Here is a 12908-nt window from a genome sequence, read left to right on the forward strand (position 1 = left end):
CCTTAACCCCTTAACCTCTTAACCCCTTAACCTCTTAACCTCTTAACCTCTTAACCTCTTAACCTCTTAACCTCTTAACCCCTTGTTCATTCAACTTGTACATTACCGTATACGGCATATCCTTTGCTACGAAATAATTTGTATCAAGGCCTCCCCTATATATTTTTTTGCTCGTCATACGAACAAAAAAATATCAACATTGCAGTCAACGCCATCGATTTTATACACCTTTCCGTTTAACGACTTATCGGTAAAAATTACGCCGTAAACTTAATTACCATTTAGTTCACTGTCAACTTCCTTCACTCTTCCCATATCGTCACCAATCACTGCTACCTTACCATTTGTACATTTTAGTGCTTGCTTGATTTGAAATTCAAAATTTTCAGTTCAGACTTTAATGCCTGCGGTCACATAATCTTTATAGGTACATAAGCAGCCAAAAAACCCTCATCTAGCACCTAAAAATAAAGTCTCAAGCGCAGTTTTTTGATTTGTTCTGGAATTTACCCTGAGTGAGTTATAAAACACATAAGATTTGTAATAAAAATAAAAAATGCATCGTTTTTTTTTGGGGGGGGCTGGTTATTTTCCAGCTGTTGATCAACTCGCTGAACCTCAAAAACCGATTAAGGTTATATCTAGAACGAGATCAAGCAAAGAAAACATACGGGCATGCTACCTTGGCATTGCTCTTAATTGTTCATATACTAGCAGGCCACTAATAATCAGTACGCGTCACTTAAAGCCTGTAAAGTAAACGTCATGAAAACGACGCAAAAAAACTTTGTACAGAAAAACAGCATTTAATTCGTAAGATAGCCGTGCAGCGAGTACATGATGGTGAAACAGCGGCCGAAGTGACACTAGACTTGCACCACTTTGACGGACACTAAGCATTTACCATTCTTAGCTTTTTGTATTGTATAAAAATTCATTTACCCTTTAATACGATAATTTTGCTACCAACGAGCTCCAAACTTCATGTTAGGGAACCTCAGAGACCTTTCGGCTTAAGCTTCCTGCGCCAATCCACCTCCTACGTACACAGATAGCTGTGCACAATCTGAAGCCCGCAATTACAAGTCGATTTTAACCGTTATTAATTGACCTCCGTACTCCAAGTGCAACTCAACACAATAGATGTGTCTCAGCCTACCTCTCAGTTATTCCGCTGCACTCTAGGTGTATTAAGGAATTCTCTCTCTTTAATTTATGGCACTTCGATGCCCAGTAAGCCCTCAGCATTCATTCTTACGGATAAATTCCCTTAATTTCTACTTACTCAGTGGCTTCCTAACTCGCTGTTAATAAAAATGAATTTCCCAAGGCAACTTAGGTACGAATTCATGAAAATATGCCCTCAAGTTGATCCACTCCTCGCGCCACCCCAGACTCGGGCGCCATCAGAAAAGGTAAGCGCGTCGTCATTTAATTAAATAGTTTCTTTCGGAGCTTATCCTCAAGTTCATTCTTTTGCTTATCCAACTCGCCTTCGAACTTAGCTTTCGACATTTCTTCGACGGATTCACTCTTGCCATCGGCAAGATCCTGCAGCTTGCTCCAATCTCCAAGTTTTGCATTACCTTCGCCCTTTTCCTCGCCTGCCCTTAACCCCAGCTCTTCTGAAGCTCGTCTAATTTCTTCCGGCCTTCTGAGCCCGCACTCGCCATCATCGAGTCGCGTATCTTTTTGTCCAAATCCGACCCTAGTGAAAAGTCAGGGTTATCCAGTACACCAGCAATACCGGCATCCATTTTTAGACTGGTCAATTGGTTAAGCGTATCTGCAACGCCCTCGGTGAACTTGTTGGTACCCTCCATTTTCAGCACCATGTCAACCAAATTGATAACCCCCTTACCATCCAGTAAGCCGTCGGTAATTTTAAGAGCCCCCACACTATTTAGACTTGCTTTTGTCAGTTCGCCATTCAATACATTTTCGCTGAGCAGTGGCAGTTGGTCTAACAGCACTTTTTGTAGGTTCCAATTTTGATTAGCTTTTAAACCCGTTGCAGCCAGCCAGAAGTCACCGTTCACCGCCAGTGACTGCCATGCGGCAGTATTCTTTGAATCCACAGAAAACGTAGTCGCACGACCAAGAATGTCGTGATCGGTTGTTATATCCTTCCAATTAGAGTTAAAACCCTGACCTTGCCATTCCAGCGACACATCCGCTTTCCGAATTAAAAAGTCGGGTAGTGCACTGGCATCTGTAAATTCCACCCAGCGCCCCTCTTCCGGCCTTTTACTTGCTCCACTTCTTTTTTACTCTCCAGCATTGGTACTACCAACTCATACGCTGACAATAGGCGTTTACTCCACGCTCTGGCCTGCTCGCCAAAAACTAACGCTGTAATTTCGGAAAGTGCTGCCATATCGCCGGCCAGCATTCCCTTTAGCGTGTTGTAATCTTCACTAGTAGCTGTTTGCAATGCCGCAATATTTTTTGATAAGTCTGCCTGAGCGTCTTTTGCACTTTTGCGAAAATTATTGATCTTACTTTTTTCAGCATTAAGCGATTTTTTTAACGATTTAAATTCATTTTGAGCGGCTAATAAGTCTTCGGGATTTTTGTAATCTTTTTCGGTTAACTGTTTAATTTTATCGCTGTAATCCTGGAGAACTTTCTCATCGGGAAGCTGTGAGAACTGTTCTTTTAGTTTTGCGTCGTGAGCTGAATAGCTAGCTTTTACTGCTTCTTTCGCTTTGTCGGTCTGCAGTGGTATTTTCGCTATCACCTCATCAACCGAGGGCAACTTCACATCGAACCCCATACCGGTTTCAGCCTCTTCAGGGGCATCACTTTCCACCGGCAGGTATACCTCACCAGCCTTGCTACGCTGACTATCAAAGCGAACGCCCGTCACGGCCAATTCATCAATTATGATTTTTTTCATTAGTAACGGCAAAAATTCAATTTCTGCTGTTACTGATTCCAGCTGTACTTGGTTGTGGGTTGGCTTGGCCGGATCGGTTATTTGAATTCCCGACACCGTTACCCCAAAAGGTGAATAACTGTGGCTAACGCTACTTACATTTACCTCTGCTCCTACGGCATCTCCAGCAACGGCTTCAATGCCCTTTGCTATCCAGCTGTCTACAAAAAAATGTGTTACCGCTATAAGCAGCGCGATAACCCCAACAAAAATACCTAATCCACTCCAACGAATCATTTTCATATTTTCACTCCCCAAGCCCGGTCATTCGCTGCACAAGGGTACTGGCACGTAACATTTGTACAATTTTCCATTTACTTATTGCCGACAAAAATCTTTCTCTATACTGCACAATAAGCAGTTTACTTAACACCAGAACGACAGGAGCCACCACTAGGCTCACGACCAAACTACCCATTGTTAACGTGTGGTTAAACTGAGTGAGGCGGCCCAAGCCAGAGCTGTAGAGCGACTGCCATAAGGCCTGCGCAGATGGCGCAGAAAGCAGGCTTTCCCCTACACCGATGAGCAGTGGGTCGAAAAGCATAGCCAGCCCCGAAAAGAGGGCTACCGCGAGAACAAAGCTGGCGATATTCACACGAAAAAACAGCACAATGAATAAAATAATGAGATTGTGCAGCCTGTATAGCGGGGTGATGCCCACTATCATGCCAAGCATAATGGCGAACGCTATCTGCCATGGGTTGGTTTCTGAGCTGATTATTTTGAAAAACTTGACTAATAAGTGCACAACAGCCTCCGCTACCGTCGAACGATATTTAAAGCACCCATGGAAAAGGCGCCGGACTCAGAAGGTATAATAGCTATCTAGGGGAGGTCGCGCAAAGTACGGTGGCCATTACATTGAATACCGCCACGAAAGGCCTGTTACAAAGCCATACGTAACTGGCTGTTAAGCAAGATGGAAGGACCAACAGGCTTCGTCCCTGAAGCCAAATATACTTTCCTTGTAATGTATCCGAAGGATGCCGCCATTCAAGTATAAACAGACACGTATAAAATCATCCCTGACGCGTCACTTGCGATTGACTGTTGCGGATGAAATCCATAAAACAGATCGGTTCCTTAGCAGCACGTTAAGGCTAAATTAAACGCCCTAGGCTGTATGTGGCAAAAACACAGCCATGTTAATCTGGCGCCACAAGCGTTGTTCCTATGCCACAGATAAATATGCCTTTGTAACTCACCTAACAGAACAGCATTTTGCTACCTTGCGTTTGCGGAAGGAGCAGCGTATAAATACGCACAAATCTTGTCGGAGTGCTCAGTAATTTACTGGCTGAGATCGCATCAGCGGGATCCGTGGAACCTGATCAGGCTATACCTGCGAAGGGAGCAAGAATAAACCGGTAAAAAAGCAACGCTTGAGTTGAATGCGTGCTCCACTTACACAAAAAATCTGACCGGTTTTATCTTCACTGCGCACCCCTAATTTATTCTCCGGCACCAACCATTAATCCGTTGGAGAATTCCTATGGCACGCGCTAGTCTTAATAATTTGTCTGTGGAGCCCTTTCCGGGCTCGCAAAAAGTGTTTATTCCAGGGCCAACCACTGCATTAAACGTTGCCATGCGAGAAATTTCATTTGGCCCCCACTGGCACCGAGCCTAACGCGCCGGTGCTGGCATACGACACCTCTGGCCCCTACACCGACCCGTCAGTTCAAACCGATATCCAATTTGGGGGTTGCTCGGCTTCGGCAGACATGGATCGAAAACCGAGACGACTCCGTAGAATTAACGCACAGCGAATCTCATTTTCGTGAACAACGCTTCAATCGCTTAGACCTCGACGCCATACGCTTTCCCTTGCAAGCCTCTATTCGCAAGGCCAGAAAAGGAAAAACGTTTCTCAGCTTCACTATGCCCGTCGAGGCATTGTTACCTCCGAGATGAAATACGTCGCCATTAGAGAAAATTTACTGCGCCAATCACCATTACCCAACATGACCCTCACACAACACCCGGGGCACAGCTGGGGTGCAAATATGCCTATAGCAATAACAGCGGAATTTGTGCGTAACGAAATCGCCAGCGGCCGCGCCATCATCCCAGCCAATATCAACCACCCTGAAGCAGAACCGATGATTATTGGGCGAAATTTTTTATCAAGGTAAATGCCAATATAGGGAATTCTGCCGTAACGTCTGACATTTCCACCGAAGTCGAAAAACTCGTTTGGGCCACCAAATGGGGCGCCGATACCGTTATGGATTTATCAACCGGCAAACACATTCACGAAACCCGCGAGTGGATCATTCGCAACTCGCCCGTACCCATTGGTACCGTTCCTATTTATCAAGCGCTGGAAAAGGTGGGCGGTATAGCCGAAGATTTAACCTGGGCGATATTTCGAGATACCTTAATCGAGCAAGCCGAACAAGGTGTAAGACTATTTCACCATACACGCGGGCTTACTTTTACATTCATATTCCAATGACCGCAAAACGCCTCACGGGCATTGTTTCCCGCGGTGGCTCCATTATGGCGAAATGGTGTCTCGCTCATCACCAAGAGAATTTCCTTTATACCCATTTCGAAGACATCTGCGAAATAATGAAAGCTTACGACGTAAGCTTTTCGCTCGGTGATGGATGCGCCCTGGCTCCATTTACGACGCAAACGACCGAAGCACAATTCGCCGAGCTGAAAACACTCGGCGAACTCACCAAAATTGCCTGGCGACACGACGTTCAGGTAATGGTTGAAGGCCCTGGCCATGTGCCTATGCATATGATCAAAGAGAATATGGCGTTAAACGGAAGAGTGCAGCGCCGCACCTTTTTACACGCTCGGCCCCCTTACAACCGATATTGCGCCGGTTACGACCATTTCACCTCCGGTATTGGCGCGGCACAAATCGGCTGGTATGGCTGTGCCATGCTCTGTTACGTCACCCCCAAGGAACATCTTGGCCTGCCCAATAAAAACGATGTTAAACAGGGTTTAATCACCTACAAAATTGCCGCCCATGCCGCCGATCTAGCAAAAGGACACCCCGGCGCTCAAATTCGCGAACAACGCTATGAGTAAAGCGCGTTTTGAATTTCGCTGGGAAGACCAATTTAACCTGGTCATTAGACCCTGACACCTGCACGGCCTATCACGACGAAACAATGCCCAAAGAAAGCCACAAGCTAGCCCACTTTTGTTCCATGGTGCGGGCCAAAATTCTGTTCAATGAAAATCTCTCAAGAAAATTCGTGACAGTGTTCAGCAGCAGTCCATTACCAATAACAAACAAAATGAGGTACTTGCCGCGCAGGGTATGTCCGAGATGTCACAAAAATTTCGTCGCCACGGCAGCGAGCTATACCGTAACGCTACAAATTCGAAAAAAAGACACCGCGGTTAGACACCTATGAATAGGGTCTGGTGTATTGGTGGCTCCGACAATTCAGGCGGCGCAGGCATACAGAAAGATATTGTTACCGTAAATGCCTTAGGCTGTTCTGCGGCAACCGTAGTGAGCTGTATCACCAGCCAAAATCAGTGTGGTATAGCAATGTTAGAACCTGTTTCCGATGCTAGTTTTATTACGCAAATTGAAACATTACTGGCCATGGGCGCGCCCATGGCCATAAAAATTGGCATGCTGGGTAACGCTCGCAAATTGAAATTTTGGTGAAAGTACTTACCGAACTACGTACAACCGTTCCTGCGTTCGTCGTTGTATGCGATACCGTGTGTTCTGCTAGCGCCGGTGGATTAGAGCCCCACCACCAACTTACGGATTTACGTCCACTACTCGCACTATGTGATTAATTACACTAACACGCTCGAAGCTGAACAGCTATTAAATACCCGTATAGATAATTTTTCTGCATTTGAACGTGCTGGTAAAGCGCTCTTCGCGATGCTTAACCCAATCGCCGTGTCTCATAAAAATACCTATACCCGCATTCTATTGAAAGGTGGACACCTGCCGGCAAGCCCAATTGTGCGAGATGTATTATCGACGCCTCGGGCGTTACGTCGTTTGAATCGGCTTACGTAAATACCCGCTGGAATCACGGCACAGGTTGCACCTATGCCAGTGCAATTACCGCTGCCGCCGCCCAGCATTACCCCTTGGAAGATGCCGTTGTTATTGCAAAAGCCTGCATGCAACAAGCTTTGGAAAATAGCTACACGCTCCTTAGTGAAGATACACAACACACCACCCAAACTGTTGAATTTGGCACCACTCAGCCCCAGGCGTGCCAGAGTCAGCCGCCTATATGCCAGGCTTTCAGGAAAAATAATGACACCCAGGCCTTTCCCCTATAAACCGCGAAGATTTTCGCTTTTACGCGGTGGTTAATTCTTCGAAATGGGTCGAGCGCTTACTTTACGCTGGCGTAAAAACACTTCAGTTACGCATTAAGATTCAGCAAACAATGACCAGCTGGAACGCGAAATATCGCACGCTATAAAGTTGGCAAAAGCCTTTAACGCACAGCTATTTATTAACGACCATTGGCTGCTAGCTATAAAATATGGTGCCTACGGCGTACACCTAGGGCAGGAAGATATTCTCGATGCCCAATATCACCGCTATTCATAACGCAGGCTTACGACTAGGGATTTCTACCCACGGCTATAGAGAAATACTAACGGCGGCGGCCATTAAACCCAGCTACATAGCCCTTGGACATATTTTCCCTACCGAACGAAAGATATGCCCTCTTGCCCTCAGGGTATCCATCGGCTGCGCCAATATCATATATGGGCTTTCCAGTATTGCCCCAACAGTGGCAATTGGCGGTATTAAGCTACATAACCTCGATAGCGTTCTTAACTGTAATGTGGATTCCGTTGCCGTGGTTACGGCCGTAACAGAGTCTATAAACCCCATCGCAACGGTTCATACATTCCGAGAAAAAATCAATGCGTATTTTAATCAACCAAGACAGCGTGGAAGTCAACCACGCAAGTGGTTTGCTGTCGGTACTCAAACTAGCCGAAACCGAGCTTGAAGGCTGTGCCATAGCCATAAACAATCAAGTTATACCCAGTATACGGTGGCAAACAGAAATACTAAAAGAGAACGACCACATTCTCGTTTTCGTGCTATCGCGGGAGGATAAAATGCATTTAAAAATTGCGGATCATACATTTAAATCTCGATTGTTTACGGGCACAGGGAAATTTTCTTACGCCCAAACGAATGCTTGAAGCACTGGCTGCCTCAGGTTCCGAGCTGGTAACACTGGCGGATGAAACGCGTCGATTACGCAGCGCAAGTGACAACATATATCGGCCACTAAAACATGCGGGCTACAAGCTGTTACCGAATACCCAGCGGCGCACGTACGGCAGAAGAAGCGATTTCGCCGCACAATTGGCTAGGGAAGCCATGAAAACCAATTGGATAAAATTGGAAATTCACCCAGACCCACGTTACCTAATGCCCGATCCGATAGAAACATTGGCGGCAGCTGAAACATTGGTACAGCAAGGCTTTAACGTACTACCTTACATCATTGCTGACCCGGTACTCGCCTATCGCTTTACAGGAATGCGGCTGTGTAGCCGTAATGCCACTTGGCGCCCCCTATTGGTAGTAATCAGGGTTTACGCACACGCGATTTTTACACATGATTATTGAGCAAAGTAACGTGCCGGTTATTATCGATGCGGTATCGGGGCACCTAGCCACGCCATGGCGGCAATGGAAATGGGAGCCAGCGCAGTACTGGTTAATACCGCGATCGCCACAGCAAAAAAACCTGCTGCTGTCGCCCGCGCCTTTAACCGCGCAGTAAACGCCCGGCGAGATGCATACCCAGGCTGGCCTACCAGAGCCATCAACTTCGGCTTTAGGCTCCAGCCACTAACGGCATTTTTGCAACTAATGAATCAGCCATTTTTAATGTTTTCACCGCTATAAACTGGGGCGATATTCAACAGCTATCCACGCCAAAACAGCCACCGATGTTGAGCGGGCATTGTGTAAAACAAAACTCAGTACCGCCGACTTTGAAGCACTGCTTTCACCCTGCTGCCGATAACTACCTGGAATTAATGGCGCAAAAATCCAAGCACTTACCCAGCAGCGATTTGGGCACACCATGCAAGTGTATGCACCGTTATCCTCAGTAATGTGTGCAGTAATATTTGTACTGTACTGTGGTTTCAGCAGAAACAAAAACGCGTAGAAAAACCTTGAGTGAGACAGAAATATTGCCGAAGCAAAGGCACTAAAAACAAAAAATATTGATAATATTTTACTGGTACAGGGGAAGCGCCTAAAACGTTGGCGCAACCTACCTTGAGCGGCAATACGCTGCTGAAACCGTACTTTGCCCAAATAGCTATAAGAGGTACAGCCGCTAAACCCGTAGAGTATCGTCAACTTATCGATGCTGGGCTTCACGGTGTATCGCTATATCAAGAAACCTATCACCGTGAAAGCTACGCTCGGCATCACCCTAAAAGGTAATAAAACCGACATGATTGCCCGTCTCGATGCACCAGGATGTGTTGGTGAACAGGGTATTCACAAAATCGGCTTAGTGTTTTATTAGGTTTGGATGATTGGCGAACCGACTCCATCTTTTGCGCCCTGCATTTACGCTATTTACAAAAAGCATACTGGCAAACACGTTTTAGCGTCAGCTTCCCGAGGCTCCGTCCTTGCACAGGTGACTACGCGGTTGAGCAACCTGTAGGCGATCGACAACTCGTGCAACTGATCACCGCTTGGCGATTATTCGACCCCGATCTCGATTTAACACTATCTACACGAGAGGATGAGGCATTTCGCAACGCCATCTGTAGGCTGGGTGTTACGTCTATGAGTGCGGAATCCAGTACGCAACCTGGCGGTTACAGCACGCAAGCCGAATCTCACTTGCAACAATTTGAAATAAGTGACGAGCGTACAGTAAAGCAGGTTACTACAATGCTGCGTGAACAAGGGTTGGAAATAATAACGAAAGATTGGAACTGGTACTAAAAATGGCACTAAAAAAATACGTAATGACTCAACATGAGCGTCTTAAGTTCTCTACAGGGCACCTCTATTAATCCTTACATTCAATTGATGCGCGCAAACCCTCTAAATCATTTATGTTCAAACCCTTACCTTTTTCCATGCGCGATAAATACCCGACTTTCATCAATCGATTGAGTTCCCGTGTTACCGCTTCTCGGTGGGTTGAAATTCGACTGGCAAATTCTTGATGGGTGGGCATTTCCCGAATACAACCCCCTCCTCACTGGTTTCGCCTTTGATTTCAGCCATACGAATAAGCTCCATACGTACACGACAATTTAGCGTGTAACACGTAAATTGTCGTGTACGTATGGAGCTTATTCGTATGGCTGAAATCAAAGGCGAAACCAGTGAGGAGGGGGTTGTTATTCGGGAAATGCCCACCCATCAAGAATTTGCCAGTCGAATTTCAACCAACCGAGAAGCGGTAAACACGGAACTCAATCGATTGATGAAAGTCGGGTATTTATCGCGCATGGAAAAAGGTAAGGGTTTGAACATAAATGATTTAGAGGGTTTGCGCGCATCAATTGAATGTAAGGATTAATAGAGGTGCCCTGTAGAGAACTTAAGACGCTCATGTTGAGTCATTACGTATTTTTTTAGTGCCAGTTTTTAGTACCAGTTCCAATCTTTCGTTATTATTTCCAACCCTTGTTCACGCAGCATTGTAGTAACCTGCTTTACTGTACGCTCGTCACTTATTTCAAATTGTTGCAAGTGAGATTCGGCTTGCGTGCTGTAACCGCCAGGTTGCGTACTGGATTCCGCACTCATAGACGTAACACCCAGCCTACAGATGGCGTTGCGAAATGCCTCATCCTCTCGTGTAGATAGTGTTAAATCGAGATCGGGGCGAATAATCGCCAAGCGGTGATCAGTTGCACGAGTTGTCGATCGCCTACAGGTTGCTCAACCGCGTAGTCACCTGTGCAAGGACGGAGCCTCGGGAAGCTGACGCTAAAACGTGTTTGCCAGTATGCTTTTTGTAAATAGCGTAAATGCAGGGCGCAAAAGATGGAGTCGGTTCGCCAATCATCCAAACCTAATAAAACACCTAAGCCGATTTTGTGAATACCCTGTTCACCAACACATCCTGGTGCATCGAGACGGGCAATCATGTCGGTTTTATTACCTTTTAGGTGATGCCGAGCGTAGCTTTCACGGTGATAGGTTTCTTGATATAGCGATACACCGTGAAGCCCAGCATCGATAAGTTGACGATACTCTACGGGTTGTAGCGGCTGTACCTCTATAGCTATTTGGGCAAAGTACGGTTTCAGCAAGCGTATTGCCCGCTCAAGGTAGGTTGCGCCAACTGTTTTAGGCGCTTCCCCTGTAACCAGTAAAATATTATCAATATTTTTTGTTTTTAGTGCCTTTGCTTCGGCAATAATTTCTGTCTCACTCAAGGTTTTTCTACGCAGTTTATTGTTTCTGCTGAAACCACAGTAAGTACAAATATTACTGCACACATTACTGAGGTATAACGGTGCATACACTTGCATGGTGTGCCCAAATCGCTGCTGGGTAAGTGCTTGGGATTTTTGCGCCATTAATTCCAGGTAGTTATCGGCAGCAGGTGAAAGCAGTGCTTCAAAGTCGGCGGTACTGAGTTTTGTTTTACACAATGCCCGCTCAACATCGGTGGCTGTTTTGGCGTGGATAGCCTGTTGAATATCGCCCCAGTTATAGCGGTGAAACACATTAGAAAATGGCTGATTCATAGTTGCAAAAATGCCGTTAGTGGGCTGGAGCCTAAAGCCGAAGTTGATGGCTCTGGTAGGCCAGCCTGGTATGCATCTCGGCCGGCGTTTACTGCGCGGTTAAAGGCGCGGGCGACAGCAGCAGGTTTTTTTGCTGTGGCGATCGCGGTATTAACCAGTACTGCGCTGGCTCCCATTTCCATTGCCGCCATGGCGTGGCTAGGTGCCCCGATACCGGCATCGATAATAACCGGCACGTTACTTTGCTCAATAATCATGTGTAAAAAATCGCGTGTGCGTAAACCCTGATTACTACCAATAGGGGCGCCAAGTGGCATTACGGCTACACAGCCGCATTCCTGTAAGCGATAGGCGAGTACCGGGTCAGCATGAATGTAAGGTAGTACGTTAAAGCCTTGCTGTACCAATGTTTCAGCTGCCGCCAATGTTTCTATCGGATCGGGCATTAGGTAACGTGGGTCTGGGTGAATTTCCAATTTTATCCAATTGGTTTTCATGGCTTCCCTAGCCAATTGTGCGGCGAAAATCGCTTCTTCTGCCGTACGTGCGCCGCTGGTATTCGGTAACAGCTTGTAGCCCGCATGTTTTAGTGGCCGATATATGTTGTCACTTGCGCTGCGTAAATCGACGCGTTTCATCGCCAGTGTTACCAGCTCGGAACCTGAGGCAGCCAGTGCTTCAAGCATCGTTTGGGCGGAAGAAAATTTCCTGTGCCCGTAAACAATCGAGATTTAAATGTATGATCCGCAATTTTTAAATGCATTTTATCCTCCCGCGATAGCACGAAAAACGAGAATGTGGTCGTTCTCTTTTAGTATTTCTGTTTGCCACCGTATACTGGGTATAACTTGATTGTTTATGGCTATGGCACAGCCTTCAAGCTCGGTTTCGGCTAGTTTGAGTACCGACAGCAAACCACTTGCGTGGTTGACTTCCACGCTGTCTTGGTTGATTAAAATACGCATTGATTTTTTCTCGGAATGTATGAACCGTTGCGATGGGGTTTATAGACTCTGTTACGGCCGTAACCACGGCAACGGAATCCACATTACAGTTAAGAACGCTATCGAGGTTATGTAGCTTAATACCGCCAATTGCCACTGTTGGGCAATACTGGAAGCCCATATATGATATTGGCGCAGCCGATGGATACCCTGAGGGCAAGAGGGCATATCTTTCGTTTCGGTAGGGAAAATATGTCCAAGGGCTATGTAGCTGGGTTTAATGGCCGCCGCCGTTAGTA

Annotated in this window: 20 protein-coding genes, 2 pseudogenes and 1 riboswitch; of the genes and pseudogenes, 11 read left to right on the plus strand and 11 right to left on the minus strand. The window is 46.3% G+C overall.

The window, feature by feature from the left end; all coding sequences use genetic code 11:
- Positions 1 to 1610 precede the first annotated feature (1610 nt).
- The 3 genes from H5336_RS22465 to H5336_RS22475 are packed head-to-tail and all read right to left on the minus strand — an operon-like array spanning position 1611 to position 3689.
- Complete coding sequence (locus H5336_RS22465; protein WP_185236698.1) at positions 1611 to 2225, minus strand: hypothetical protein; 615 nt, start codon at positions 2223 to 2225, stop codon at positions 1611 to 1613.
- Positions 2186 to 3181 (minus strand): TIGR03545 family protein, encoded by a 996-nt coding sequence (locus H5336_RS22470; protein WP_185236699.1) that lies wholly within the window; start codon positions 3179 to 3181, stop codon positions 2186 to 2188. Before H5336_RS22470 ends, H5336_RS22465 begins: the two co-directional genes overlap by 40 nt.
- Positions 3182 to 3185: 4 nt before the next feature.
- Positions 3186 to 3689: a TIGR03546 family protein gene (locus H5336_RS22475; RefSeq protein WP_185236700.1), complete on the minus strand. Its 504-nt coding sequence runs from the start codon at positions 3687 to 3689 to the stop codon at positions 3186 to 3188.
- A 516-nt stretch (positions 3690 to 4205) separates the two neighbouring features.
- A riboswitch (TPP riboswitch) is annotated at positions 4206 to 4311 on the plus strand.
- Between the two features lie 267 nt (positions 4312 to 4578).
- Here H5336_RS22475 and H5336_RS23250 point away from each other — a divergent pair.
- The 9 genes and pseudogenes from H5336_RS23250 to H5336_RS22750 all read left to right on the plus strand — a co-directional run bounded on the left by H5336_RS23250 (position 4579) and on the right by H5336_RS22750 (position 8831).
- Positions 4579 to 4725 carry a hypothetical protein gene (locus H5336_RS23250; RefSeq protein ID WP_313558388.1) on the plus strand — a complete coding sequence of 49 codons (147 nt, stop codon included), beginning with the start codon at positions 4579 to 4581 and terminating at the stop codon, positions 4723 to 4725.
- Between the two features lie 126 nt (positions 4726 to 4851).
- Positions 4852 to 5399, plus strand: a pseudogene (locus tag H5336_RS23545) (phosphomethylpyrimidine synthase ThiC).
- Positions 5396 to 5992, plus strand: coding sequence for a phosphomethylpyrimidine synthase ThiC (locus H5336_RS23550; RefSeq protein ID WP_281385725.1), 597 nt, complete (start codon positions 5396 to 5398; stop codon positions 5990 to 5992). The pseudogene H5336_RS23545 and the gene H5336_RS23550 overlap by 4 nt, the downstream one beginning before the upstream one ends.
- A gap of 328 nt (positions 5993 to 6320) precedes the next feature.
- The gene (locus H5336_RS22490; RefSeq protein ID WP_185236702.1) at positions 6321 to 6587 is read left to right on the plus strand and encodes a bifunctional hydroxymethylpyrimidine kinase/phosphomethylpyrimidine kinase; all 267 of its coding nucleotides are present in this window, start codon (positions 6321 to 6323) and stop codon (positions 6585 to 6587) included.
- A gap of 326 nt (positions 6588 to 6913) precedes the next feature.
- Positions 6914 to 7228: a bifunctional hydroxymethylpyrimidine kinase/phosphomethylpyrimidine kinase gene (locus H5336_RS23965; RefSeq protein ID WP_512700776.1), complete on the plus strand. Its 315-nt coding sequence runs from the start codon at positions 6914 to 6916 to the stop codon at positions 7226 to 7228.
- A gap of 118 nt (positions 7229 to 7346) precedes the next feature.
- On the plus strand, positions 7347 to 7505 hold the full coding sequence (locus H5336_RS23970; RefSeq protein WP_221628291.1) for a thiamine phosphate synthase: 159 nt from the start codon (positions 7347 to 7349) through the stop codon (positions 7503 to 7505).
- Positions 7480 to 7917: a thiamine phosphate synthase gene (locus H5336_RS22740; RefSeq protein ID WP_221628283.1), complete on the plus strand. Its 438-nt coding sequence runs from the start codon at positions 7480 to 7482 to the stop codon at positions 7915 to 7917. Before H5336_RS23970 ends, H5336_RS22740 begins: the two co-directional genes overlap by 26 nt.
- Positions 7829 to 8116 carry a sulfur carrier protein ThiS gene (gene thiS / locus H5336_RS23975; protein WP_376766563.1) on the plus strand — a complete coding sequence of 96 codons (288 nt, stop codon included), beginning with the start codon at positions 7829 to 7831 and terminating at the stop codon, positions 8114 to 8116. Before H5336_RS22740 ends, thiS (H5336_RS23975) begins: the two co-directional genes overlap by 89 nt.
- Positions 8109 to 8831, plus strand: a pseudogene (locus H5336_RS22750) (hypothetical protein). The gene thiS (H5336_RS23975) and the pseudogene H5336_RS22750 overlap by 8 nt, the downstream one beginning before the upstream one ends.
- Here H5336_RS22750 and H5336_RS22755 read toward each other — a convergent pair.
- On the minus strand, positions 8826 to 9317 hold the full coding sequence (locus tag H5336_RS22755) for a hypothetical protein (protein ID WP_221628284.1): 492 nt from the start codon (positions 9315 to 9317) through the stop codon (positions 8826 to 8828). The pseudogene H5336_RS22750 and the gene H5336_RS22755 overlap by 6 nt on opposite strands.
- A 153-nt stretch (positions 9318 to 9470) precedes the next feature.
- Here H5336_RS22755 and H5336_RS22760 point away from each other — a divergent pair, with 153 nt between their 5' ends.
- Positions 9471 to 9899, plus strand: coding sequence for a ThiH family protein (locus H5336_RS22760; RefSeq protein WP_221628285.1), 429 nt, complete (start codon positions 9471 to 9473; stop codon positions 9897 to 9899).
- A 67-nt stretch (positions 9900 to 9966) separates the two neighbouring features.
- On the opposite strand, the gene H5336_RS22525 is transcribed toward H5336_RS22760, so the two are convergent.
- A complete protein-coding gene (locus H5336_RS22525) occupies positions 9967 to 10137 on the minus strand; it encodes a helix-turn-helix domain-containing protein (RefSeq protein WP_185236706.1) in 171 nt (56 codons plus the stop codon).
- Between the two features lie 126 nt (positions 10138 to 10263).
- On the opposite strand from H5336_RS22525, the gene H5336_RS22530 reads away from it, so the two are divergent.
- Positions 10264 to 10485 carry a helix-turn-helix domain-containing protein gene (locus tag H5336_RS22530; RefSeq protein WP_221628286.1) on the plus strand — a complete coding sequence of 74 codons (222 nt, stop codon included), beginning with the start codon at positions 10264 to 10266 and terminating at the stop codon, positions 10483 to 10485.
- 68 nt (positions 10486 to 10553) lie between these two features.
- On the opposite strand, the gene H5336_RS22765 is transcribed toward H5336_RS22530, so the two are convergent.
- The 6 genes from H5336_RS22765 to H5336_RS22770 all read right to left on the minus strand — a co-directional run.
- Positions 10554 to 10808, minus strand: a complete 255-nt coding sequence (locus H5336_RS22765; protein WP_221628287.1) for a ThiH family protein — start codon at positions 10806 to 10808, stop codon at positions 10554 to 10556.
- Positions 10778 to 11665 carry a 2-iminoacetate synthase ThiH gene (gene thiH, locus H5336_RS22535; protein ID WP_221628288.1) on the minus strand — a complete coding sequence of 296 codons (888 nt, stop codon included), beginning with the start codon at positions 11663 to 11665 and terminating at the stop codon, positions 10778 to 10780. The genes H5336_RS22765 and thiH overlap by 31 nt, the downstream gene beginning before the upstream one ends.
- Entirely contained in the window at positions 11662 to 12396 is a 735-nt protein-coding gene (locus H5336_RS22540) for a thiazole synthase (RefSeq protein WP_313558390.1), read from the minus strand. The genes thiH and H5336_RS22540 overlap by 4 nt, the downstream gene beginning before the upstream one ends.
- Positions 12397 to 12429: 33 nt before the next feature.
- A complete protein-coding gene (gene thiS / locus H5336_RS22545; protein ID WP_246439538.1) occupies positions 12430 to 12630 on the minus strand; it encodes a sulfur carrier protein ThiS in 201 nt (66 codons plus the stop codon).
- A complete protein-coding gene (locus H5336_RS23980; protein WP_221628289.1) occupies positions 12542 to 12790 on the minus strand; it encodes a thiamine phosphate synthase in 249 nt (82 codons plus the stop codon). The genes thiS (H5336_RS22545) and H5336_RS23980 overlap by 89 nt, the downstream gene beginning before the upstream one ends.
- Positions 12682 to 12908, minus strand: a 227-nt coding sequence (locus H5336_RS22770) for a thiamine phosphate synthase (RefSeq protein WP_221628290.1), incomplete at its 5' end; no start/stop codon positions are given. The genes H5336_RS22770 and H5336_RS23980, both read right to left, overlap by 109 nt.

It is taken from the genome of Teredinibacter franksiae (assembly GCF_014218805.1).
In the GTDB taxonomy this organism is placed as follows: domain Bacteria; phylum Pseudomonadota; class Gammaproteobacteria; order Pseudomonadales; family Cellvibrionaceae; genus Teredinibacter; species Teredinibacter franksiae.

Coding starts and splice junctions, on each gene's coding strand:
- thiH (WP_221628288.1), bottom strand. CDS start 11,665: ATGAATCAGCCATTTTCTAATGTGTTTCACCGCTATAACTGGGGCGAT.
- H5336_RS22525 (WP_185236706.1), bottom strand. CDS start 10,137: ATGCCCACCCATCAAGAATTTGCCAGTCGAATTTCAACCCACCGAGAA.
- thiS (WP_246439538.1), bottom strand. CDS start 12,630: ATGCGTATTTTAATCAACCAAGACAGCGTGGAAGTCAACCACGCAAGT.
- H5336_RS23550 (WP_281385725.1), top strand. CDS start 5,396: ATGACCGCAAAACGCCTCACGGGCATTGTTTCCCGCGGTGGCTCCATT.
- H5336_RS22470 (WP_185236699.1), bottom strand. CDS start 3,181: ATGAAAATGATTCGTTGGAGTGGATTAGGTATTTTTGTTGGGGTTATC.
- H5336_RS22740 (WP_221628283.1), top strand. CDS start 7,480: ATGCCCAATATCACCGCTATTCATAACGCAGGCTTACGACTAGGGATT.
- H5336_RS23980 (WP_221628289.1), bottom strand. CDS start 12,790: ATGGGCTTCCAGTATTGCCCAACAGTGGCAATTGGCGGTATTAAGCTA.
- thiS (WP_376766563.1), top strand. CDS start 7,829: ATGCGTATTTTAATCAACCAAGACAGCGTGGAAGTCAACCACGCAAGT.
- H5336_RS22490 (WP_185236702.1), top strand. CDS start 6,321: ATGAATAGGGTCTGGTGTATTGGTGGCTCCGACAATTCAGGCGGCGCA.
- H5336_RS22530 (WP_221628286.1), top strand. CDS start 10,264: ATGGCTGAAATCAAAGGCGAAACCAGTGAGGAGGGGGTTGTTATTCGG.